At 67.1% G+C, this 21,078-nt stretch carries 19 protein-coding genes; 6 read left to right on the top strand and 13 right to left on the bottom strand.

What is annotated here, in order from left to right; all coding sequences use genetic code 11:
* Positions 1–71: 71 nt before the first annotated feature.
* Both O0J73_RS13845 and O0J73_RS13840 read right to left on the bottom strand, forming a co-directional pair.
* Positions 72–1,844 (bottom strand): EAL domain-containing protein, encoded by a 1,773-nt coding sequence (locus O0J73_RS13845; protein ID WP_197564550.1) that lies wholly within the window; start codon positions 1,842–1,844, stop codon positions 72–74.
* 4 nt (positions 1,845–1,848) lie between these two features.
* Positions 1,849–3,951 carry a PAS domain-containing sensor histidine kinase gene (locus tag O0J73_RS13840; protein ID WP_308308934.1) on the bottom strand — a complete coding sequence of 701 codons (2,103 nt, stop codon included), beginning with the start codon at positions 3,949–3,951 and terminating at the stop codon, positions 1,849–1,851.
* Positions 3,952–4,082: 131 nt separating this feature from the next.
* Between O0J73_RS13840 and O0J73_RS13835 the strand changes: the two genes are divergently transcribed.
* Entirely contained in the window at positions 4,083–6,842 is a 2,760-nt protein-coding gene (locus O0J73_RS13835; RefSeq protein WP_197564549.1) for an EAL domain-containing protein, read from the top strand.
* Between the two features lie 282 nt (positions 6,843–7,124).
* On the opposite strand, the gene O0J73_RS13830 is transcribed toward O0J73_RS13835, so the two are convergent.
* From O0J73_RS13830 to O0J73_RS13805, 6 genes are all read right to left on the bottom strand, one after another.
* Positions 7,125–7,337 (bottom strand): hypothetical protein, encoded by a 213-nt coding sequence (locus tag O0J73_RS13830; protein ID WP_049457666.1) that lies wholly within the window; start codon positions 7,335–7,337, stop codon positions 7,125–7,127.
* Between the two features lie 98 nt (positions 7,338–7,435).
* Positions 7,436–8,626 carry a methyl-accepting chemotaxis protein gene (locus tag O0J73_RS13825; protein ID WP_008268676.1) on the bottom strand — a complete coding sequence of 397 codons (1,191 nt, stop codon included), beginning with the start codon at positions 8,624–8,626 and terminating at the stop codon, positions 7,436–7,438.
* A 162-nt stretch (positions 8,627–8,788) separates the two neighbouring features.
* On the bottom strand, positions 8,789–9,403 hold the full coding sequence (hflD, locus tag O0J73_RS13820) for a high frequency lysogenization protein HflD (RefSeq protein ID WP_010485865.1): 615 nt from the start codon (positions 9,401–9,403) through the stop codon (positions 8,789–8,791).
* On the bottom strand, positions 9,400–10,542 hold the full coding sequence (gene mnmA / locus O0J73_RS13815; protein ID WP_197564548.1) for a tRNA 2-thiouridine(34) synthase MnmA: 1,143 nt from the start codon (positions 10,540–10,542) through the stop codon (positions 9,400–9,402). The genes hflD and mnmA overlap by 4 nt, the downstream gene beginning before the upstream one ends.
* The gene (locus O0J73_RS13810; protein ID WP_308308933.1) at positions 10,539–11,000 is read right to left on the bottom strand and encodes an NUDIX hydrolase; all 462 of its coding nucleotides are present in this window, start codon (positions 10,998–11,000) and stop codon (positions 10,539–10,541) included. Before O0J73_RS13810 ends, mnmA begins: the two co-directional genes overlap by 4 nt.
* A gap of 1 nt (position 11,001) precedes the next feature.
* Positions 11,002–11,475 carry a hypothetical protein gene (locus O0J73_RS13805; protein WP_308308932.1) on the bottom strand — a complete coding sequence of 158 codons (474 nt, stop codon included), beginning with the start codon at positions 11,473–11,475 and terminating at the stop codon, positions 11,002–11,004.
* A 112-nt stretch (positions 11,476–11,587) separates the two neighbouring features.
* On the opposite strand from O0J73_RS13805, the gene clpS reads away from it, so the two are divergent.
* Positions 11,588–11,914 carry an ATP-dependent Clp protease adapter ClpS gene (clpS, locus tag O0J73_RS13800; protein ID WP_006444529.1) on the top strand — a complete coding sequence of 109 codons (327 nt, stop codon included), beginning with the start codon at positions 11,588–11,590 and terminating at the stop codon, positions 11,912–11,914.
* 194 nt (positions 11,915–12,108) lie between these two features.
* Here the strand turns inward: clpS and O0J73_RS13795 are convergent, their stop codons facing one another.
* On the bottom strand, positions 12,109–12,921 hold the full coding sequence (locus O0J73_RS13795; protein ID WP_308308930.1) for an APH(6) family putative aminoglycoside O-phosphotransferase: 813 nt from the start codon (positions 12,919–12,921) through the stop codon (positions 12,109–12,111).
* A gap of 138 nt (positions 12,922–13,059) precedes the next feature.
* Here O0J73_RS13795 and clpA point away from each other — a divergent pair, with 138 nt between their 5' ends.
* Entirely contained in the window at positions 13,060–15,345 is a 2,286-nt protein-coding gene (clpA, locus tag O0J73_RS13790) for an ATP-dependent Clp protease ATP-binding subunit ClpA (protein WP_308308929.1), read from the top strand.
* Positions 15,346–15,416: 71 nt separating this feature from the next.
* Here clpA and O0J73_RS13785 read toward each other — a convergent pair whose 3' ends face one another.
* Positions 15,417–15,794 (bottom strand): hypothetical protein, encoded by a 378-nt coding sequence (locus tag O0J73_RS13785; RefSeq protein ID WP_197564547.1) that lies wholly within the window; start codon positions 15,792–15,794, stop codon positions 15,417–15,419.
* Between O0J73_RS13785 and O0J73_RS13780 the strand changes: the two genes are divergently transcribed.
* Positions 15,793–15,942 (top strand): hypothetical protein, encoded by a 150-nt coding sequence (locus O0J73_RS13780; RefSeq protein ID WP_197564546.1) that lies wholly within the window; start codon positions 15,793–15,795, stop codon positions 15,940–15,942. The two genes, O0J73_RS13785 and O0J73_RS13780, sit on opposite strands and share 2 nt — an antisense overlap.
* Before the next feature lie 55 nt (positions 15,943–15,997).
* Here the strand turns inward: O0J73_RS13780 and infA are convergent, their stop codons facing one another.
* The gene (infA, locus tag O0J73_RS13775; RefSeq protein ID WP_005409596.1) at positions 15,998–16,216 is read right to left on the bottom strand and encodes a translation initiation factor IF-1; all 219 of its coding nucleotides are present in this window, start codon (positions 16,214–16,216) and stop codon (positions 15,998–16,000) included.
* Positions 16,217–16,302: 86 nt separating this feature from the next.
* Positions 16,303–17,043, bottom strand: a complete 741-nt coding sequence (gene aat / locus O0J73_RS13770; RefSeq protein ID WP_308308928.1) for a leucyl/phenylalanyl-tRNA--protein transferase — start codon at positions 17,041–17,043, stop codon at positions 16,303–16,305.
* A 72-nt stretch (positions 17,044–17,115) separates the two neighbouring features.
* On the opposite strand from aat, the gene O0J73_RS13765 reads away from it, so the two are divergent.
* Positions 17,116–18,384: a hypothetical protein gene (locus O0J73_RS13765; RefSeq protein WP_308308926.1), complete on the top strand. Its 1,269-nt coding sequence runs from the start codon at positions 17,116–17,118 to the stop codon at positions 18,382–18,384.
* Between the two features lie 135 nt (positions 18,385–18,519).
* Here the strand turns inward: O0J73_RS13765 and O0J73_RS13760 are convergent, their stop codons facing one another.
* Positions 18,520–19,671, bottom strand: a complete 1,152-nt coding sequence (locus tag O0J73_RS13760; RefSeq protein ID WP_308308925.1) for a GNAT family N-acetyltransferase — start codon at positions 19,669–19,671, stop codon at positions 18,520–18,522.
* Positions 19,672–20,404: 733 nt separating this feature from the next.
* On the opposite strand from O0J73_RS13760, the gene O0J73_RS13755 reads away from it, so the two are divergent.
* Complete coding sequence (locus O0J73_RS13755) at positions 20,405–21,034, top strand: hypothetical protein (protein ID WP_006444588.1); 630 nt, start codon at positions 20,405–20,407, stop codon at positions 21,032–21,034.
* The last annotated feature ends 44 nt before the right edge of the window (positions 21,035–21,078 follow it).

The following is a 21,078-nucleotide window of genomic DNA, read 5'->3' as shown; positions in this document are numbered from 1 at the left end:
CCGCTGGCCGGCAACCCCATGCAAGCAGGTACCGCGAGGCAGCCGGCCAGCGGCCGGCTCTACAAAGCCGGTTACCGCTGCGGGCGATCCTCGCCACCCTCGCCGGTTTCAACCGGCGCCGGCCCGGCATTGCTGCGGCGCTGCTCCTCGTAGGTGCGGAATGCCTGGTGGATGTGCTTGCGCAACTCGTCGTCGTTCCACGGCTTGGTCAGGAAACGATAGATCGCGCCACGGTTGATCGCGTCGGTCACCGTGTTCAGATCGGTGTAGCCGGACAGCACCAGGCGGATCGTATCCGGGTACAGCATTTTCACCCGGCCGAGGAATTCGGTACCGCTCATGTCGCTCATGCGCTGGTCGGACAGGATCACCTGCACGTCGTTGATCGCCAGCAGATCGAACGCATCGCGCACGTTGCCGGCGGCCAGGATGCGATAGCCGTCGCGGCGGAACAGCCGCACCAGCGAGCGCAGCACGTTCTCCTCGTCATCCAGCAGCAGCAGGGTGCGGTCGGGACGGGTCTCGGCGAACGCCTCCGGGCGCAGGTAACGGCGGCGCAGGGTCATGCCGGCGGCATCGGCCGACATCGGTTCGCCGAACAGGTAGCCCTGGAACACATCGCAGTCGTTGCGGCGCAGGAAGCCCAGCTGCGCCTGCGACTCGACGCCATTGGCGATCACGGTCATGCCCAGCTGGTGGCCCATGGCGATGATCGCGCGGGCGATGGCGGCCTCGCGGTTGCCGGCCGGCGCGCTCTTGATGAAGCTGCGGTCGATCTTCAGCTTGTCCACCGGGTAGCGCACCAGCGCGCTCAGGCTGGAATCACCAGTACCGAAGTTGTCCAGGCTCAGGCTGATCCCTTCATTGCGCAGGTTGGCCAGCGTCTCGTGCACGAAATTGACGTTGTTGGTCAGCGCGCTTTCGTTGATCTCCAGCGTCAGCATGTGCGCCGGAACACCGGCGGCCTGCATCAGCGACATCACCTCGGCGAAGAAGTTCGGCCGCAGCAGCTGCAGGGTGGAGACGTTCACCGCGATGGTGAAGTCATCGAAGCCCTGGTCGCGCCACATGCGTGCCTGTTTCAGCGCGCCTTCCAGTACCCACGTGCCGATCTGCACGATGATCCCCAGTCGCTCGGCGGTACGCATGAAACGTTCGGGTACCAGCATGCCCAGCGTGGGCGACTGCCAGCGCAGCAGTGCCTCCATGCCCACCACGTGGCCATCGCGGGCGCTGACCAACGGCTGGTAGCGCAGCTTCAACTCGCCGTTGGGAATCGCATCGACGATCTGCCGCGCGATGATGCTCTCGCTGTGCGCGCTGGGCGGGGTATCCACCGCGTGGATGCGCACCGCGTTGCCGCCTTCGCGCGCGGCCTGGTACAGCGCGTCTTCGGCGTGGTCAAGCAGGCGCGAAGTGCTGCTGGCATGTTCCGGGCACAGGCTCACGCCCAGCTTGCCGGTCATGAACAGCGTGTACGGCAGCACCGACAGCGGCAGCTCCATCTGCTGCCGGATCTCCTCGGCGAAGTCTTCCGGAAGCGGCAGGTCGGCGGTGCGCGGCACCGCGATCAGGAATTCGTCGCTGCCGTGGCGCCACAACTTGCCACGTCCGCGCAGGTAGGACTGCAGGCGCTGCGCCACCAGCACCAGGGCCTGGTCGCCCACTTCCGCGCTCATGTTCTCGTTCACCGAGGCGAAGTGGTCGATGTCCACATGCATCAGCATCAGCGCGGTACCGCCCGAAGCCGCGTCGGCGACCATCGCCTGCAGCTCGGGATTGCCGGCGCCAAGGCGGTCGGGTGCATCATCGATGCTGACCGGGGGCAGGTTGGGATTCCACATAGGCTCAGTATTCCGGTGACTCGACGGCGGCCATGCCGGCCGCCTGGTAGGGGAGGTGGACGTCGACGAGGGTACCTTCGCCATGCGCGGACTCGATCCGGACATGGCCGCCGACACTCTGCGCGCGCTCGCGCATCACGATCAGGCCCAGCCCGCGCGGTCCATCCGGGTCGAAACCTTCGCCGTCATCGCGGATCTGCAGGTGCAGCCCGCGTTGCCCGACGTCACGCAGCTGCAGCTGCACCTGGCTGGCGCGCGCATGGCGCAGCACGTTGGTCAGGCTCTCCTGCGCGATGCGGAAGCAGGCCTGTTCGATGCTGTTGTCCGGGCGGTGCGGCAGCGGCTCGATCTCGGCCAGCAGTTCAACCGGCGAGGACCGGAACAGCACGCGTGCCTGCCAGCTCAGCGCGGCCTCCAGCCCCAGTGCGTCCAGCTGCGGCGGGCGCAGCAGGGTGGAGATATCGCGCAGCTTGGCCACGGTGGTGTCGGCCAGGGTCACGATCTGCGCCAGGTCCTCGGCGCGGCGCTGCGGGTCATCCTCGTCCTGCGCCGCATAGGCCGACAGCTTGATTGCGGTGATCGCCTGGCCGATGTCGTCGTGCAGGTCGCGCGAGATCGCGCGGCGCTCGTCTTCCTGCAGCGAGAACAGGCGGCCGGCCATCGCCTGCAGCTCGCGGTTGCTGGTTTCCAGCGCACTGCGGGTGCGCTCGGAATCGCTGAGGTCGCGCACGATCAGCAGTTTGCAGTCGCGGCCGCCATAGCGCACTTCACCCACCGCCAGCCCGGCATGGAAGCTGCGGCCGTCGGCGCGCTGCATCGCCACCACGCTGCTGTGCCCGGGGCCCAGGTGCGGCTGCCCGGCGCGCAGCTGGCTGCGAACCCGCGCCAGGTCACCTGCAGCGACCAGCGCTGACAGCGGCTCACCCAGCAGGGTGTGGCTGCCATAGCCGAACAGGCTGGCGGCCCACGCATTGGCGTACAGCACGTGCTCTTCGGAGAGAATCACCACGCCATCGGGCAGCACCCGCACCAGCTCGCGGAACTGTTCCTCGCGCTCGCGCAGCAGGCGCCGCGATTGCTCGCGCTCGGTCACGTCCTGCAGGGTGCCCAGCACGCGGCTGCGGCCGGACTCATCAATGCCACTGGCCGCGCGCAGGTGCACCATCAATGCACGGCCGTCCATCGACAGCAACGGCAGCAGCACGTCCACCTGCACCGGGTCGCCGGAGCACAGCTCGGACAGCAGCTGTTCGGTCTGGGTGGCGGTGGCCGGGTCGGCCGGCACCAGCAGTTCGTCGAAACGGTGCCAGCGGCGCGCCTCGGGCGGGCGGCGGCCGAGCAGGCGATAGACCTGGTTGGAATAGCGGCCCAGGGCCGTGGACGGGTCCAGCTCCCATGCACCGATGCGGGCCAGCTCGTGCGCTTCTTCCACCCGCGCCAGCGCCTGGTCACGGCGCAGCTGCGCCAGGTCCTCGGCGGTGCGGTCGATGGCGATCAGCAGGCGGGCATTGTGGCCGTCGTAGCTGATCGCATTGGAACGCAGTTCCATCTGCCGCTGACTGCCGTCACGCAGCTGCAGCTGCGTGCGCAGGATGCATAGTTCCTCCGGCGCCTCGCGGATCGCTTCCAGCTTGGTCTGCAGGGCCTGGTCCTGGCCTGGCGGCCACAGCGCATCGATGGTCTGCTCCAGCAACTCGTCGCGTTCCCAGCCGAAGGTCGCGCACGCGGCGGGGTTGGCGTCGAGGATGGCCAGCGTATCCAGGTCGTAGACCAGGATCGGGCCGGGATTGCCCTCGAACATCTGCCGCAGCCGCAGTTCCGACGCCTGTTGCCGGGCATGGGTCTGCAGCACGTGCTCGGCCAGCGGGCGCAACAGCAGGTACAGCAGCCCGGCGCTGGCCAGGGCGAAGAATGCACCCTTCAGGCCCTGCCACAGCGCGGCCTGCTGCGGGTCGGGCACCAGTGCCTGCACCGCGCCATCGGTCGCGATCATCCAGGCCAGCGCCATCACCAGGTAGCTCAGCACCACCCGCCGCCGGTCGCGGCTCAGCGCCTGCGCCATCCGCGGGTCGGAAACAGGGGCCTTGCCGGTAGGGTCTGCGGGCATGGATGGGAGGGATGAAAGGGGCGCCGGCCATCTTACCGCGCGGGTGTGCCCTGACCACTCAATTATCCGCCGCAGGCGCCGTTAACCACTGCGTGCCCCGCTGACGGGCGTGTCATCCGGAGCAAGATCGCGTGGACCAAGGGATCATCGCCAGCCTGCTGCAGCACCCGCTTGCGTCGGCGCTGGTCATAGTCGACCGTACGGGACGCCCGTTGGCGGCCAATCCGGCTGCGCGTGAGCATGGCCTGCCGGCCACCGTGGCGGCCTATGCGCCGATGCTGGAAGATCTGCGCCTGATGGCCGCCGATGGCGGCATCGTGGCCTGTACGCTGCCCGGCGGCCCGCGCGGTCACTACGACGGCCACCTGCGCGCCGTGCACGATGGCGCCGGCAACCTGCTGGCGTTCACGCTGAGTGTTCCCGAGCCAACGCCGATCGATGGCGGCGGGCGCTGGGAGCTGGCGCTGGACAGTGCCGGCCACAGCCTGTGGGATTGGGATATTCCCAGCGACCGCGTGGCGCGCACCCCGGCGCTCGGCGATGAGACCGCCACCGAGATGTTGTCACGCGTTCACAGCGAGGACATCGGCCAGGTGCGTGCGGCACTGGACCAGCATCTGCGCGGGCAGAGCGAGCAGTACAGTGCGCAGTTCCGCTTCCGCCAGGCCGATGGCCAGTGGCGCTGGGTCCTGGACCGGGGGCGCGTGGTCGCGCGCACAGCCGATGGCCAGCCGCTGCGCATGGTCGGCACGCATACCGATATCGAGCAGCAGAAGCAGCTGGAATCGCTGCTGCAGGAACAGCAGCTGCACCTGAGCGAGGCGCAGCGCATCGCCAGCATGGGCAGCTGGTCGTTTGATCCGACCACCGGTCATTTCTGGTGGTCGCCGGAACTGCGCTCGCTGCTGGCGCTGGAGCAGGGCGCCGTGCCCGGCCAGCGGCGCTGGCTCAAGCAGTTGCACCCGCGCTCGCGAGGCGCGTTGCGCGCGGCCTGGCGGCGGTTGTGGCGCGATGGTCGCGCCGCCAACCTGGAGCTGGAGCTGACCCGCGGCAACGAGCCCTCGCAGCACCTTCGGCTGTGGATGCAGCCGCTGATGGACATGGAGGGACAGCCCAAGCGACTGCTCGGCCAGGTCCAGAACATCACCGAACAGCACCAGACCGATGCGCTGATCCGTTGGCGCACCGAACTGTTGAACCGCGTTTCCGCACTGGGCCGCATCGGCGGCTGCGAGATCGAGGTGCAGACCCGGCACATGCAGTGGACCGAGGAGTGCTATCGCATCCACGGCCTGCGCAAGGAGCCGATCACCCTCGACCAGGCGCTGGCGCTGTACACCGAAGATTCGCGCGGCGCCTTTGAGGCGGCCCTGGGCCGGATTGCCGGCGGCGGGTTGCCCGAACAGCTGGACCTGTGCTTCTACCGGCAGTCCGGCCTGCGGGTATGGGTGCAGGTGCTGGTCGAGCTGGACCGGCGGGATGGCCTGCCGCCGCGCTTCGTGGTGCTGTTCCGTGACATCACCCGCGAGCGCGAAGCCAACGAGCGCATCGAGCTGCTGGCGCATTACGATCTACTCACGGGCCTGCCGAACCGCGTGCTGCTCGGCGAACAGACCGCCGAAGCCATCGAGGAAGCGCGTGACCGCGGTACCTCGCTGGCCATGCTGTTCATCGATCTGGACGGCTTCAAGACCATCAACGACAGCTTCGGCCACGCCACCGGCGATGCGCTGCTGAAGGCGGCCGCCACCCGGCTGCACCAGAACCTGCGCAACAACGATCTGTTCGGGCGTTTCAGCGGCGACGAATTCATCGTCGTACTGCGCGACCTGGCCGAGCCGGAAGACGCTGGCCACGTGGCACGCAAGTTGATCGCCTCGCTGGCTGAGCCGCTGCGACGGGGCGAGACCACCCTGAAAGTGGGCGCCAGCGTCGGCATTGCGATGCTGGGTGATGCACAGACCGACTTCGATTCGCTGCTGCGCGCGGCCGACGCCGCGATGTACGCAGCCAAGGAAGCCGGGCGCAACACCTACCAGTACTACAGCCAGGACGCACTGGCCCGCATCCAGCGCAAGCTTGAGCTTGAGCATGCGCTGCACGGCGCCATCGAACGCGAAGAGTTCAGCCTGGCCTATCAGCCGCTGCTGCACGCGCACCAGGGCGAGCCGCCGGCGATCGAAGCGCTGCTGCGCTGGCATCGTCCGGGCATCGGCTATTGCAGCCCGGCTGAGTTCATTCCCATCGCCGAAAAATGCGGCGAGATCGTGCGCATCGGCGACTGGGTGCTGAACGAAGCCTGCCGGCAGGCGACGGCCTGGGACCACGCTGGCCTGCGTTTCGATCGCATCGCAGTCAATGTATCTGCGGTGCAGCTGCGTGACCGTGGTTTCGCCGAGCGTGTGATCGAGATCTGCCACGCGCACGGCTGGCCACCACAGCGGCTGGAGCTGGAACTGACCGAGTCGGCGCTGATCCGTGACACTGACATCCTGCGCCACTGCTTCGACGTGCTGGAACGGCATGGCGTGCCCCTGGCCGTGGATGACTTCGGCACCGGCTTCTCCAACCTCAACTATCTCAACCGTTTCCCGGTGGGGCGCCTGAAGATCGACCGTAGTTTCGTGCAGGGCATGCTGCATGACTCGGGCACGGCCGAAGTGACCCAGGCCATCGTGCATCTGGGCCACGCGCTGGGCATGAAGGTGGTGGCTGAAGGCGTGGAAACGCACCAGGAAGAAGACATGCTGCGCCGCCAGGGCTGCGACGAGATCCAGGGCTACCTGTACTCGCGCCCGCTCAGCCCGCGTGACCTGGCGCAGTGGCTGCGCCAGCAGCACCCGGCACCCATGCGCACCGACGCCAGCGGCGAAGTGGTGCTGGTGCGCTGACCGCATCTGGACCGGCTCTGGTGGGTGCCGACCTTCTCTGGTGGGTGCCGACCTTGGTCGGCACAAACGCCTGCACGCGCAAGAATCCCGCTCTGGTAGGTGCCGACCTTGGTCGGCGCGAATGCCCGCACGCGCAAGAATCCCGCTCTGGTGGGTGCCGACCTTGGTCGGCACGCATACCTGCGCCCGCGATCATCCACGCATCAGAATCCCGCTCTGGTAGGTGCCGACCTTGGTCGGCACGAATGCCGGCATGCGCAATCATCCACGCATGGCGTGGATCTACAGGGAATTCCCATCCAGGCCCAGGTCCCACGCCAGGCCCAGCAGTTCGTTGTCCGCGCGGGACGGCGCAGGCCGCGCATCCGCCAGCTGCTGCAGCTCGCGGATCTCCTCGCGTGCCACATCTTCCAGCTGTTGCAGCTGCTCACGCACGCTCGCGTTGCGCGGGCGCTCGGTGTCGGTGAGGGAGGGCAGGGCGCGGATCAGGGTCATGGTGCGCGTACAGGATGCATTCAACGGCGGGTCACAGGCAAAGGCCCCGGACGAACCGGGGCCTTGCGGGCTGCCGGTGGCGGCAGCGGACATCAGGATCAGAACAGCTCGACGGTACCGGCGCCCATGCTCTGCTGGGCAACCGGCTTGTGCGGCGGGCGTTCCCATTCGCTGCGCAGTTCGCGCAGGCGGCTGCCGGTGCGCTGCAGGGCGGTGGCGATCTCTTCGTCGAACACGCCGCCATTGCGGTGCAGCAGCTCCTGCAGGGCCACCGCTTCGCGGTTGATCGCGGTCAGGCGGTCCAGGTGGGTGTGCACGCCGCCCAGCGCCTGGGTGGCGATGTCTTCGAACTGCAGGGCGCGCACGGCTTCGGCCACGCTGCCATCGATCGAACGGGCGCAATCGGAGACTTCGCGCATGCCGTCGCCCAGCGACGCGTTGATCTGCGCGACGTTGTCGAGCATCGCCGCCGCTTCCTGGCGCGCTTCGCGGGAGCGGTCCATATCGCGCGAGGCCATGTGCGAGACCGTCTCGCGCACCTTGGCGATGGCGTCCTTGGAGCTGTGCGCCAGCTTGCGGATCTGCTCGTTGAACGTGGTCGAGCGCTCGGACAGGTTGCGCACTTCGTCGGCCACCACGGCGAAGCCACGACCGGCTTCACCGGCACGCGCGGCTTCAATGGCAGCGTTCAGGGCCAGCAGGTTGGTCTGGTCGGCAATCGACTTGACGTCTTCCAGCAGCGCGAAGATGCCATCCAGGTGCTGTGCCATCTGGTCGATGTGCTGCACGGTGGTGCTGCTCTGGCCGCTCACCTGTTCCAGTGCTTCCACCAGCTGCTCCATGCGATGGCTGGCGTGCTGGGCGAATCGGGCAACGTCGAGGCCGGCGCTGCCTTCATCACCGGCGCGGTCAACGATGCGCGACAGTGCCTGGCTCTGCTGGCGCGACTTGCGGTTCATCGCATCGAAGCTGCCGCCCAGGCTGGAAACGGCCTGGCGGATCAGGTCACGGGCACGTTCCACTTCGCCGCGCGAACCGTCGATCTCGTTGCCGACGAAGTTGCGCAGTTCGGTCAGCAGCTGGTCCTGCTCACGCAGCACACGGGCATGTTCCGGGGAACGGTGCGCCTGGGCGCGGGTGGTCCACCACGCAAAGCCGAGCCAGCTCAGCGTCATCGTGGTCAGGATCGCCCAGCGCAGGGCGGCCGGCCATTCGAAACCGATGGCGAAGGGGAGCAGCAGGGTCAGAGCCAGGGGGGCGGCCAGACGGATGAAAATGCGTGAGTACATGGACGTTCTCGGGAGGTGCACGGAGGATGTATCGGCCGTACCCCCTTTCTCTTTAACGTCGATGTGCCTTGAAGTGCATTCTGAATGCGCCGGTTTTCCGGCGCCTGGCGCGTCGTTGCGCGGCGCGCTCGCCGGGCGATGCCCGGCGATGTGGGGTGAAGATCAGGCCAGCTGACGGTCCACGGCCTCGATCATCGCCTTGCGGCTGAACAGGAAGTCCCAATAGCTGCCGCCCAGCTGCCGCCACAGCACCGCCGAGCGCACCGCGGCCAGCAGCAGGGCGCGGATCTCGGCGACCACGCCGGCCTGGCCCAGATAGTGCGGGTTGCCCTGCACCATCACCCGCGGTTTCAGGTGGCTGATGGTGTCGGCATACAGGCCGCCCAGGTTGGCCAGCACGTCCGGGTGGCCGCTGTCGCCCAGTTCGGTGGCCTGGCGCTGGGCGCGCTCGATGCCCGAGGCGACCTTGTTCACGGTCGCCCCGTCCTGCACGAAGCGCCGCTCCAGCTGCAGCACCGACAGCGCCAGCTTGGGCAGGATCGGGTCCTGGCCCTGGCTGCGGAAGTAGTTGTGCAGCAGGCGCAGGCCCGCCTTCAGCGCGTGGCGGTCACCGAACACCTCCTGTGGCGAGGACGCATCGACGCGGAACACGCTGTCCACGGCGGTGCGCACGGCGGCGGCGTCGGAATGGCCGGTATCGGCGATGCGGCGTACCTGCTGCAGGGCCTGGGCAATGCCGGCCAAGGCCAGGACGCGGTCGTCGACGGTGAAACTCATGCAGCGATTACCTCAAAAGGAGAAGGGGTGTTGCGCAGGCGCTGTTCCAGCGGCGCATCGGTGGCGGCGATCACTGCACCACCCAGGCATACGTCACCGTCATACAGCACCAGCGACTGGCCGGGGGTGACGGCGCGTTGCGGGCGGGCGAAGCTGACCAGCACGCTGCCATCGTCCAGCACCTCGACCGTACACGGCTCGTCGGGCTGGCGGTAGCGGGTCTGTGCGGTGCATTCGAAGCGCCGCGCCGGCGGCGCACCGGCAATCCAGTGCGCGGTTTCCGAGCGCAGGCGGTCAGACAGCATCCAGTGGCTTTCGCGGTCCTGGTCAACGTACAGCACGTTGCTGGCCACGTCCTTGCCGACCACGTACCACGGCGCGGCCGGACGGCCGCGTACGCCGCCGATGTTCAGGCCTTCGCGCTGGCCCAGGGTGAAATAGAACACGCCCGGATGCTCGGCGATCACGCTGCCGTCGGCCGGGTCGAGGATCTGGCCCGGCTTGGCCGGCAGGTAACGGCCAAGGAACTCGCGGAAGTCGCGCTCGCCGATGAAGCAGATGCCGGTGGAGTCCTTCTTGGCGTGGGTCGGCAGGCCGACGTCGCGCGCGATCCGGCGCAGGTCGCTCTTTTCAAGATCGCCGATCGGGAACAGCGTGGCCGCCAGCTGCTGCTGGCCGAGCTGGTGCAGGAAGTAGCTTTGGTCCTTGGAGCGGTCGGCGCCACGCAGCAGCAGCCACTGGCCGCCGCGCTGGGTCACCCGCGCGTAGTGGCCGGTGGCGATGCGCTCGGCACCCAGTTCGCGCGCTGCGTCCAGGAAGTGCTTGAACTTCACTTCGCGGTTGCACAGCACGTCCGGGTTCGGTGTGCGGCCGGCGGCGTACTCGGCCAGGAAGTGCTCGAACACGCCCTGCCAGTACTCGCTGGAGAAATCGCGGAAGTGGAACGGGATGCCGAGCAGGCCGCAGACCGCCACCGCATCGCGGCGGTCATCCTCGGCGCGGCAGTCGCCGCTGCCGTCATCAGCCCAGTTCTGCATGAACAGCCCGGCTACGGCCTCGCCCTGCTGCACCAGGCGCCAGGCGGCGACCGAGGAATCGACGCCACCGGAGACGCCCACCATCACCCGTGGAGTGCTCATGCGACCTCCCTGACCAGCGAAAGGGGATGGCGCTGGCCCCCCAGGAAATCAGCCACCACCTGCCAGACCAGCGGGCTGCGCAGGCGTTGGCCAGCGGACTGCAGCTCGGCCGGGGCCAGCCACAGCGCGCGGTCGATGCCGGTGTCCAGCGGCTGCGCCGGGTCATGCGAGAGCGGGCGTGCCGCATAGCAGAAGCGCAGGAAGGCGGTGCCGTCGCCGGCGGTCCACTGGTAGCAGCCGATGAAATGGGTCACCTGTACCGTCCAGCCGGTTTCCTCGCGGGTCTCGCGCAGGGCCGCCTCGGCCAGGCTTTCGCCCGGTTCGAGGTGGCCGGCGGGCTGGTTCAGCACCTGCCGGCCCTCGATGGTCTCTTCGACCAGCAGCACGCGGCCGCCGTCGACCACGACGGTGGCGACGGTGGCGTGCGGTGCCCAGCGCGGGTCCGGCGTGGTGTTCACCTCAGAATTCGTCCTTCTTGGTCAGTTCCAGCTCCATCGCGTCGGCGGTGCGGATGGCCGCATCGATGGCGTCGCTGAGCTGGTCGGCGGTGGCATCGGCGTCGATCTTCACCACGAACATGGCGGTGGTGTCCTGCTTCACCCAGCCACCCATCTTGGCATCCTGCGAATCTTCCAGCAGGCGGTTGGCCACGGCCACCGGGAACTGCTTGGTCTTGGCGATGTAGGCCGGCGACCAGATCTCGCGGATGTTGTGGGTACCGAAATCTTCCACCGACGAACGCACATAGACCATCTGCGTGCGGCCACCTTCGACGTCGAAGACCATGCGGTAATCGCCGTCCTCGTCCACCTCATAGGTGTAGCCCAGCTTGTCCAGGTGGCGGGCCACGGCCTTGTCGGCCTCGGTCGCGGCGGCGGCGGAGCCGGCGGCGGCCAGGCCGATCAGCAGGGCAGGCAGAAGGGTCCTTTTCATGAAGATCCTGTGAAACAGATTTGAAAGAAGCTGCAATTGTGACGGTGGGCGTCCGTGTCGTCCAATCCGCGGCAGGACGACGCAGGCCGGGCGCAACCTCTATAATGGGTGGATGCCCCATGAGTCTTCCCCCGATTCCCATCACGAGCACGGCGTTGCCGTGGAGCCCGCGCGCCCGGAAGTGGCGCCGCCGCCGTTCTACCAGGTGATGCTGCTCAACGACGACTACACCCCGATGGATTTCGTGGTGGACGTGCTGCAGCAGTTCTTCAGCATGGACCTGGACAAGGCCACGCAGGTGATGCTGCACGTGCATACCCGTGGCCGCGGCGTGTGCGGGGTGTTCACCCGCGAAGTGGCCGAGACCAAGGTCGCCCAGGTCAACGAGTACTCGCGGATGAACCAGCATCCGTTGCTGTGCACGATGGAAAAAGCCTGACCGGCTACTGATTCTCGTCCGGGCACATTGATTCCGGACCCGTTGTGCCCACCAAGGTGGGCACCTACCAGGGCGCAGGCCTGTATCGATCCCGGACGGGCCGTGCCCACCAAGGTGGGCACCTGCCAGGGCACAGGCCTCCATCGATCCCGGACGGGGTGTGCCCACCAGGGTGGGCACCTGCCAAGTGCGGATCACCCCGCCGCCAGCGCCTCCAGCGCCATCCGCGCCACTGCCTCGTCCACGTCCGCGGGGTCGCCGTCATCGCGGAACCACACCGCCGACAGCCCCATGCTGGCCGCGATCCAGCGCAGCAGGCGGCGGCGCTCCAGGCCGGCCAGCGTGCTCACCTGTTCCAGCCGGGCGGCAAACCGCTCCGGGCGCGTGGCCACATGGATGCCCGGGCCGCACAGGTCCGGGTTGCTGAACAGTGTCGTGTAATCAAAGGCACGGTCGCCCAGCAGCCGCTTCGGGTCGATCGCCAGCCAGCCACGCGGGCCGAAATCCAGCACGTTGTCGTGGTGCAGGTCGCCGTGCAGGGGCCGGATCTCCTGTTCGTCCTGCAGCAGCTCTTCCGCCAGTGACCTGCACTGTTCCAGCAGTGGCGACAGCGCCGCCCTTGGCTGCAGCAGGTCAGCGAACCATGTACTCAGGCAGACCAGTTCCGCTGGCGGCGTGCTCCGTGGCCGGTGCAGCCGCCGCAGGACCTGGCACAGGATCGTGGTGCAGGCGTCATCGTCGCCGTCGATCGAGCGTTGCCGCAGCGAGTCGCCGCGGGCGCGCTCGATCAGGATCGCCGGCCCCTCGTGGGCCAGCAGGCGGGCGGCGCCGTCACCGTCCCACCAGCGCAGCAGGCGATGGCTGTTCTGCTCTTCGGTTTCGCTGCTTACCTTCAGCATCGCCGGCGCGCCGGCGGCGGTCAGCACCGGCCAGAGCTGGGCATGGGGCGTCTTGATGGATGCGCCATCACGCCGCAATCGCCAGCGGCTCAGGTAGGGTTCGCTCATGCTGGGCGGGCTGTCCTGGAGTGAATGAAGATCAAGCGATGTGTACTGCTAACGCCATCTGAACGCAGCAATCCGCTAGGGTGATGGAAATCGCGTAGTCAGGCCGCATATTGTCCCCATCTGCCGCCGGAGTAATCCATGTTCAGCAAAGACCTCGAACACACCATCGGCCAGTGCTACAAGCGCGCCCGTGAGGCCCGGCATGAGTTCATGACGGTCGAACACCTGCTGTTGGCACTGCTCGACAACCCGTCCGCCCAGGCCGTTCTGAAGGCCTGTGGGGCCGACGCCGAACGCCTGCGCCAGGAACTGGAGCAGGCCATCGAGGCCTCTGTGTCGCGCTTGGCCGAAGATGACGGCCGCGACACCCAGCCGACCCTGGGCTTCCAGCGCGTGCTGCAGCGGGCCGTGTACCACGTGCAGTCCTCGGGCAAGAAGGAGGTCACCGGTGCCAACGTGCTGGTCGCCATCTTCGGCGAGAAGGACTCCCACGCCGTCTATTACCTCAACCAGCAGGATGTCACCCGGCTGGATGTGGTCAATTACCTGTCCCACGGCATCGCCAAGCTGGGTGAGGAAGGCGAGCAGCCGTCCTCGTCCTCCGAAGGCGAGGGCCGCATCGAGGGCGGGGAGGGCGAGCCGAAGGGTGACGCCCTGACCGAATTCGCCAGCAACCTCAACGAACAGGCCCGGGCCGGTCGCATCGACCCGCTGGTCGGCCGCGCCGACGAGATCGAGCGCACCATCCAGGTGCTGTGCCGCCGCCGCAAGAACAACCCGCTGTACGTGGGCGAGGCCGGCGTGGGCAAGACCGCGATTGCCGAAGGCCTGGCACGCCGCATCGTCGAGGGTTCGGTGCCCGACGTGCTGGCCGATGCCGTGATCTACTCGCTCGACCTGGGCGCGCTGGTGGCCGGCACCAAGTACCGGGGCGACTTCGAAAAGCGCCTGAAGAGCGTGCTGACCGCGCTGAAGAAGGTGCCCAATGCGGTGCTGTTCATCGACGAGATCCACACCATCATCGGTGCCGGTTCGGCGTCGGGCGGCACCATGGATGCGTCCAACCTGATCAAGCCGGCGCTGGCCTCCGGTGAGCTGCGCTGCATCGGTTCGACCACCTTCCAGGAGTACCGTGGCATCTTCGAGAAGGATCGGGCGCTGGCCCGCCGCTTCCAGAAGATCGATATCGTCGAGCCGACCGTCGGCGAGACCTACGAGATCCTGCAGGGGCTGAAGTCCAAGTACGAGCTGCACCACGGCGTGACCTATTCGGACGAGGCATTGCAGGCAGCGGTGGATCTGTCGGTGAAGCACATCGGCGACCGCCTGCTGCCGGACAAGGCCATTGACGTGATCGACGAGGCCGGCGCCCGCCAGCGCCTGCTGCCGGAAGGCCAGCGCAAGGAGCTGATCGACGTCGAGGAAGTGGAAGCGATCGTTGCCAAGATGGCGCGCATTCCGGCCAAGCAGGTCAGTGCCACCGACAAGGATGTGCTGCAGCACCTGGAGCGCAACCTGAAGATGGTGATCTTCGGCCAGGATCCGGCCATCGAGAAGCTGTCTTCGGCGATCAAGCTGGCCCGCTCGGGCCTGGGCAACCCGGAAAAGCCGATCGGCAACTTCCTGTTCGCCGGCCCGACCGGTGTCGGCAAGACCGAGGTGACCAAGCAGCTGGCGCTGCAGCTGGGCATCGAGCTGGTCCGCTTCGACATGTCCGAGTACATGGAGCCGCATTCGATCAGCCGCCTGATCGGTGCGCCCCCGGGCTACGTCGGCTTCGACCAGGGTGGCCTGCTGACCGAAAAGATCGTCAAGACGCCGCACTGCGTGCTGCTGCTGGATGAGATCGAAAAGGCCCATCCGGACATCTTCAACATCCTGCTGCAGGTGATGGACCGCGGCGTGTTGACCGATACCAACGGTCGCGAGGCCAACTTCAAGAACGTGGTGCTGGTGATGACCACCAATGCCGGCGCGGCGCAGGCCTCGCGGCGTTCGATCGGTTTCACCAAGCAGGACCATGCCACCGACGCGATGGAGACCATCCGCCGCGCCTTCACCCCGGAATTCCGCAACCGCCTCGACGCGGTAGTGCAGTTCCAGGCACTGGGCTTCGAGCATATCCTGCGCGTGGTCGACAAGTTCCTTATCGAGCTGGAGATGCTGCTGCAGGACAAGCACGTCAGCCTGTCGGCCACCCCGACCGCGCGCGACTGGCTGGCCCACCACGGCTTCGACCCGCTGATGGGTGCCCGTCCGATGGCCCGCGTGATCCAGGACAAGATCAAGCGACCGCTGGCCGACGAACTGCTGTTCGGCAAGCTGGTGAACGGTGGCAAGGTCAGCATCGACGTCCGCGACGACGAACTGGTGGTTGAAACCCAGGCCGAACCGGAACGTCTGTTGCCGGTGACGGTGGAGTAAGCCGGCGCCGGGTGCAGCCCGGCACCGCGCAGCGACAAGGGCGGCTTCGGCCGCCCTTGTCGTGTCTGCGGTCAGCGGCTGCGAAGACGCGCTTCGCGCTTGAACCGCTCGGCATCGATCGGCTCGATGCGCGCCACGTCGCAGGTGCCACGGCCGGTGTCGAGCTGGCTGCGGCCTTCACCACACAGTTCAGTCGCCTCCTTCCCGTCGGTCTTGAAGCCGAGGTGGGAGGCCCGCACGGCTGACGTGCAGCTGTTGCGGAAGTGCACGACATAGTGGTCGTCGCCCGTGCGCAGCAGCACGTTCTTGTCTGCGCCGGCGCGTACGATCTGCTGCTCGCCGGTCAGCGGTACGCATTGGGCGGGGGCCGTGTCGGCGGCCTGGGCGGTCGGCGCCAGCAGGCTGGCCGCGGCCAGGGTGAGGGCGGTGAGCAGGAAGGGCATCTTCATGGCGGTGCGAGGGGGTAGCGATCCGGACTGGACCGGATTGCAGATTGCCGTCGCCGATGCAGATGTGAATCTGCCGCAAGCAGGGCTGACCGACGTCACAGTGAGTTCGGTCACGATGACCTTCGGCAGGGCCGGATTGCAGGCATGACAAAAGGCCAGCAACCAGGGCTGGCCTTGTCGGAGTGGCGCCAGGCGCCGACCGCTTACTTCATGCGGTAGGTGATACGACCCTTGGTCAGGTCGTACGGGGTCATTTCAACCTTGACCCGGTCACCGGTAAGGATGCGGATGTAGTTCTTGCGCATGCGGCCGGAGATGTGGGCAATGATTTCGTGCCCATTTTCCAGACGAACGCGGAAAGTGGTGTTCGGCAGCGTCTCGCTGACGGTGCCCTCGAACTCGATGGAATCGTCTTTCGACATGTAGTCCTGTGCGGTTCAGAAAACGGCCACGCTGGGCCTAAGGCGCAGTATTTTACGCGTGACCGGGCCAGCTTGCAAAGTTTGTGTTAACCCCCGGCCAAATCCCGTGCCGGCAGCCGTCCGACCGCCCCGGTCCACGGGCCTTCGCGCCCGCTGCCGCGCACGGCTTGCCGCACATGCGCCAGGAATTCGGCGCGCGGCAGGTGCTCGGCCCCCATCCGCAGCAGATGCGGATTCTCCACCTGCGCATCGATCAGCGTCCAGCCCCAGCCACGCAGGGTGGCCGCCAGCGCAGCCAGTGCGATCTTGGAGCCACCGCTGGCGCCGCTGAACATGCTTTCGCCGAAAAACATCGACCCGATCGCCACCCCGTAGATGCCCCCGACCAGCGTCTGCCGGTCCCAGACCTCGAAGGAGTGGGCGAAACCGAGGGCGTGCAGCTGGCTGTAGGCCTCGACCATCGCCGGGCTGATCCAGGTGCCATCCTGGCCCGGGCGCGGCGCGGCGGCACAGGCCTGCATCACCCGGCTGAAGGCCGTGTCGGCAGTGACTTCCCACGTGTTGCCGCGCAGCTGGCGACGGAACCGGCTGGACAGGTGCACCCCCTCGGTGCGGAACACCATGCGCGGGTCGGGCGACCACCACAGGATCGGCTCGCCCTCGCTGAACCATGGAAAGATGCCGCCGGCATAAGCGTTCAGGAGTCGCACCGGGTGCAGGTCGCCGCCCACCGCGAGCAGGCCATCGGGCTGGCGCAGCGCAGTCTCGGCCGGCGGGAAGGGGGCGTCCGGCGCATCGGCCAGGCGCCAGGGCAGCTGGCGGGTCATGCCTGCATTGTATTCGCCGCAGGCATGCGCGATGTCTGGCACCATCACCTTCCCGCGGCAAGGAGCCTTCGCATGAGCGACCCGATCAGCGCCGTTCTCGATGTGCACGACAGCCCGCGCACACGCAACGACAGCCTGGGCATGCTGTTGACGCTGGCCGCTGAGCAGCCGCGCCAGCTGGGTGAGTTGATGTTGCAGGCGCTGGCGCGGCGCTCGCCAGGCTCGGCGTTCCTCGACATGGCGCTGGACCTGCTGCCGGATGAGGTGGTGCCCGCGGTTGCCACCGACGCCTGGCGGCGCTATCGCGACGGCGAGCGCGGCGAACTGCTGGCCGGCGTGATCGAGTTCGCCAGCTACCAGGCCCCGCAGGTGCTGCAGGACGATTGGGATGCCCTGCTGGGCGTGGCCATCGAAGATGAGCTGCAACTGGCCTCGCAGCTGTGGTGGGCGTTGCCGCCGGCACTGGCGGCAGCCTGGGCGCAGACGTTGGCCGAAGCCGATGATGATCGTGAAATACCGCGGGCACGGGCGCTGCTGCTGGCGACGCAGCCCGCGACCTATGCCGCTGCGCGCGGCTATCTGGCCGACTGGGGGCGACTGGACGCAGAGGTCTGGGCGCATTGGGCTGGCGTTGCCGACGGTCCGCATCCGCGGCGCCTGCATGGAGAGCGGCCGCTGCACATCCGTTTCGGCGGCGCGCAGCATCGTGCCCAGCTGGCCGACGAGCCGGGCTGGCGCAAGCGCATCTGGCGCCTGCACCCCACCTGGAACGGCGGGCAGGTGCGCCATGCCGGCCGGATCGGTGGGCCGCTGGAGACGCTGTGCGGGGGGTGTCATGCACCGCTGCAGCGCTTGCTGCAGACGGATGCTGCCGCGCTGCAGCCGGGCGCCACAGGCGAGATCACGCTTGGCTTGTGCCTGGACTGTTGTGGCTGGGAGGAACCGCCGGTGCGCTTCTACCGTCACGACGGCGAGGGCCTGCCCAGCTGCCACCCCAGCCAGTACCGCGCGGTGCCGAACACGCCCACCGACAGCGGCGATCTGATGCTGGCCGATGTGGGCCTGGCGACCATGGACAGCGCGCGCTGGCAGCAGCAGGACTGGGGCCAGTCCAATCATCGGCAGAATCTCGCGCGCGTGGGTGGCGCGCCCAGCTGGGTGCAGAGTGCCTGGTACCCGGCGTGCATCGATTGCGGCCAGGAAATGCCGTTCGTGATGCAGCTTGATTCGACGCTGCCGACCACGGGTGAGGGCATGCTGCTGTGGGGCAGCGGCGGCATGCTCTATACGTTCTGGTGCGGGACGTGCCGGGTGAGCGGGCACTTCTGGCAGTGCACCTGAGCAGCGTTCCCGCCATTGCTCTGGCGGGTGCCAACCTTGGGCCTATTGCTCTGGTAGGTGCCAACCTTGGTTGGCACGCTTTTCGGCATCGCCCAAGTCGAGCAAGCTCGGCTCTACGGATGCGTGCGGCTGTCGCTAGTGCTCTGGTGGGTGCCAACCTTGGTTGGCACGCTCGCGGAACGGCCCATGTCCCTGCAGTTCCTGCTGGTACCGGCGCACATCGCGCCGTTCCTGTCGGCACCAGTCCTTCAGCGCTTCTGCAAACTCCGCATCGGCCACCCAGTGCCGGCTGCGCACCCGCGTCGGCATGAATCCGCGCGCAAGCTTGTGCTCGCCCTGTGCGCCGGGCTCGAAACGCGCCAGTCCCTCGCGCAGGCAATAGTCGATGCCCTGGTAGTAGCACGTCTCAAAATGCAGGCCGGGCAGGGTGGCGCCACCCCAGTAGCGGCCATAGAGCGTGTCGCCCCCGCGCAGGCACAGTGCGCCCGCAATCGGCTCGCCGTCCTGCTCGGCCACGAACAACACCAGCCCGCGGCCAAGCGCAATGGCCAGATGGCGCAGGAAGGCTTCCGTCAGTGCCGGCGCATTCCCGTACTCCAGGAAGGTCTGCAGGTAGAAGTGGTACATCGCCTGCAGATCGGCGCGGCTGGCCTCATCGCCATGCACCACCCGGAAGCTGATGCCCTGGCGGGCGACCTTGGCGCGCTCCTGGCGGATGTTCTTGCGGTGCTTGTGGTCCATCGCACCCAGGAACTGATCGAAGGTCGTCCAGTCACCCGGGTTCTGCCACTGGAACTGCACGTCTTCGCGCAGCAGCCAGTCGTCACCGAAGGCAGCGTCGTCGCTGACGGTGTGAAAATTGACATGCGCCGAGGACACAGCCAGCCCGGTCAGGTGCTCGCGCAGCGTCGATAGCAGTACAGCCCGTTCCGAATCGTGACGGGTCAGCAGGCGTGGCCCGGTTACCGGCGAGTACGGCACCGCGCCCAGCCACTTCGGGTAGTAGTCGCGCCCATGCCGCGCGTAGGCGTTGGCCCACGCGTGGTCGAAGACAAATTCGCCGTGGGAATTGGTCTTCAGGTAGCCCGGAATGGCGCCGACCAGGGTGTCGCCTTCCCACAGGGTGAAGTGCTGCGGCTGCCAGCCCCAGTCCTCGCGCAGGCAGCCGTGCTCTTCCAGTCCGGACAGGAAGGCGTGGCTGACGAACGGGTTGCGGCCGTCGTGCAGGGCGTCCCAATCGGTGGCGCGAATGTTCTGCAGGGAGTCGAGGAAGCGGGTGGAGGGCATGAGGGGAAAGGATAGGTCAGATGGGGGCCGATTGCCGTAGACGGCTTTGAAGACGATAAGAAAAATACGAAATCACAGCAAAGCAGACGCTGTGCAGCGCCATTCGGTTTCACATGCGGATAGTGATAAGGGCGACCGTTGGGTCGTCCAGCCATTACCGAATGGGAAAGCAGCAATATTGCAACCGCGTTGACCGCAATGCTTGCGTTGACAGGCCAGGTCGAGGCCGAGCACCCTGCGTTCCGGCGAGGTCCTGTTGATTCGGATTCCGCAAGGAATGCCATCGTCACTCGCGCAAGCCAGGACGCGCTTGATGCCTACCGTCTACAGAATCATGGGGAAAGTCCGTTGGAAGCCGTTGCTGTGTACGACGTAGCGACCGGGCTGATCCGAATCGATTTATGGGGAGGGGAGTTGTCTGGGGAGGGCGGCGCAGAATTGGAAGACCTGCAAGGATTCATTTCGAATGGTGCTCTTGAAGCCGCCAGCCCCATTGTCCCAGCTACAGGAACGAAGTTCTTCTACAACGGTAGAGATTTCGATGAGCAGTATCCGGAGGGCTCCGCAGGCAACGGTGGCCAGGAACCCCCGTCGGTGGGCGCGGCACAGATTTGGGCGTTGTCCTATTTCGGGGCGGCCGGCGCGTTCCTAGCATCGCTGGTGGAAAGACTGCTTTCCGTCTGCCGACGCCCGCACAGGGGCCGGTCGGCCCCTCTACCTATTGGAGTACTACATGATCCGAACGTTCGCCCCGTTGTCGTGCGCGCTGGCCGCTGTCGTCGCGTTTTCCGCACTCACTGCCGCAGCGCCGGCCACTGCCGCCCAGGCGGGTACCACGCCGCAGCTCTGCGAGGCCGGTGGCAACACCGCGCTGTGGCGCATCAGCCAGGGGTACCAGTTCAAGGGCGTCGGCCAGCCGATGACCGATTGGCAGAAGCCGGGCAACAGCCTGGTCGCCTTTGCTGACTGCAAGCCGATGGTGGTCTCCCTGCGCGGCGATCTGCTGGCCCAGGAGCACCCGGTCGGCCAGATCGACGGCTACACCACCTTCAGCACGTCGCACCCGGGCATTGGCGTGCAGTACCGCATCCATGACAGCGTTGGCACCGCCCACGACATCAAGGGCAATGGCGAGTCGTTCGTGATCGCGATCGAATCCAGCTACTACAGGAAGTGGGGCCACCAGGAGTCGTACTCGAACACCATTTCGATGGATGTCGAGTACCGCTACATCGCACTGGCCGACCATCTGCCGGCAGTGGTGGCGCTGGAAGATCAGCCCCTGTTCGTGTACTCGACCGATGGCGGTCCGGCGGGCGAGGGTGTGCTCACCGCAAAGGTGGAGTACCTGGCGGCCGAGTAAGGGTTCAGCCCTGCCTTCCGCAACGAGAAAGGCCGGCGCTGTGG

The sequence above is a fragment of the Stenotrophomonas sp. Sm6012 genome, from assembly GCF_030985895.1.
GTDB classification, from domain to species: Bacteria; Pseudomonadota; Gammaproteobacteria; order Xanthomonadales; family Xanthomonadaceae; genus Stenotrophomonas; species Stenotrophomonas forensis.
This window is presented reverse-complemented; position numbering and strand designations above follow the sequence as displayed.

What these genes read in the sequence shown, in the direction of transcription:
- O0J73_RS13845 (WP_197564550.1), bottom strand. Translation starts at nt 1,844, where the DNA reads ATGTGGAATCCCAACCTGCCCCCGGTCAGCATCGATGATGCACCCGAC.
- O0J73_RS13840 (WP_308308934.1), bottom strand. Translation starts at nt 3,951, where the DNA reads ATGCCCGCAGACCCTACCGGCAAGGCCCCTGTTTCCGACCCGCGGATG.
- O0J73_RS13830 (WP_049457666.1), bottom strand. Translation starts at nt 7,337, where the DNA reads ATGACCCTGATCCGCGCCCTGCCCTCCCTCACCGACACCGAGCGCCCG.
- O0J73_RS13825 (WP_008268676.1), bottom strand. Translation starts at nt 8,626, where the DNA reads ATGTACTCACGCATTTTCATCCGTCTGGCCGCCCCCCTGGCTCTGACC.
- hflD (WP_010485865.1), bottom strand. Translation starts at nt 9,403, where the DNA reads ATGAGTTTCACCGTCGACGACCGCGTCCTGGCCTTGGCCGGCATTGCC.
- mnmA (WP_197564548.1), bottom strand. Translation starts at nt 10,542, where the DNA reads ATGAGCACTCCACGGGTGATGGTGGGCGTCTCCGGTGGCGTCGATTCC.
- O0J73_RS13805 (WP_308308932.1), bottom strand. Translation starts at nt 11,475, where the DNA reads ATGAAAAGGACCCTTCTGCCTGCCCTGCTGATCGGCCTGGCCGCCGCC.
- clpS (WP_006444529.1), top strand. Translation starts at nt 11,588, where the DNA reads ATGCCCCATGAGTCTTCCCCCGATTCCCATCACGAGCACGGCGTTGCC.
- O0J73_RS13795 (WP_308308930.1), bottom strand. Translation starts at nt 12,921, where the DNA reads ATGAGCGAACCCTACCTGAGCCGCTGGCGATTGCGGCGTGATGGCGCA.
- clpA (WP_308308929.1), top strand. Translation starts at nt 13,060, where the DNA reads ATGTTCAGCAAAGACCTCGAACACACCATCGGCCAGTGCTACAAGCGC.
- O0J73_RS13780 (WP_197564546.1), top strand. Translation starts at nt 15,793, where the DNA reads ATGGCGGTGCGAGGGGGTAGCGATCCGGACTGGACCGGATTGCAGATT.
- O0J73_RS13785 (WP_197564547.1), bottom strand. Translation starts at nt 15,794, where the DNA reads ATGAAGATGCCCTTCCTGCTCACCGCCCTCACCCTGGCCGCGGCCAGC.
- infA (WP_005409596.1), bottom strand. Translation starts at nt 16,216, where the DNA reads ATGTCGAAAGACGATTCCATCGAGTTCGAGGGCACCGTCAGCGAGACG.
- aat (WP_308308928.1), bottom strand. Translation starts at nt 17,043, where the DNA reads ATGACCCGCCAGCTGCCCTGGCGCCTGGCCGATGCGCCGGACGCCCCC.
- O0J73_RS13765 (WP_308308926.1), top strand. Translation starts at nt 17,116, where the DNA reads ATGAGCGACCCGATCAGCGCCGTTCTCGATGTGCACGACAGCCCGCGC.
- O0J73_RS13760 (WP_308308925.1), bottom strand. Translation starts at nt 19,671, where the DNA reads ATGCCCTCCACCCGCTTCCTCGACTCCCTGCAGAACATTCGCGCCACC.
- O0J73_RS13755 (WP_006444588.1), top strand. Translation starts at nt 20,405, where the DNA reads ATGATCCGAACGTTCGCCCCGTTGTCGTGCGCGCTGGCCGCTGTCGTC.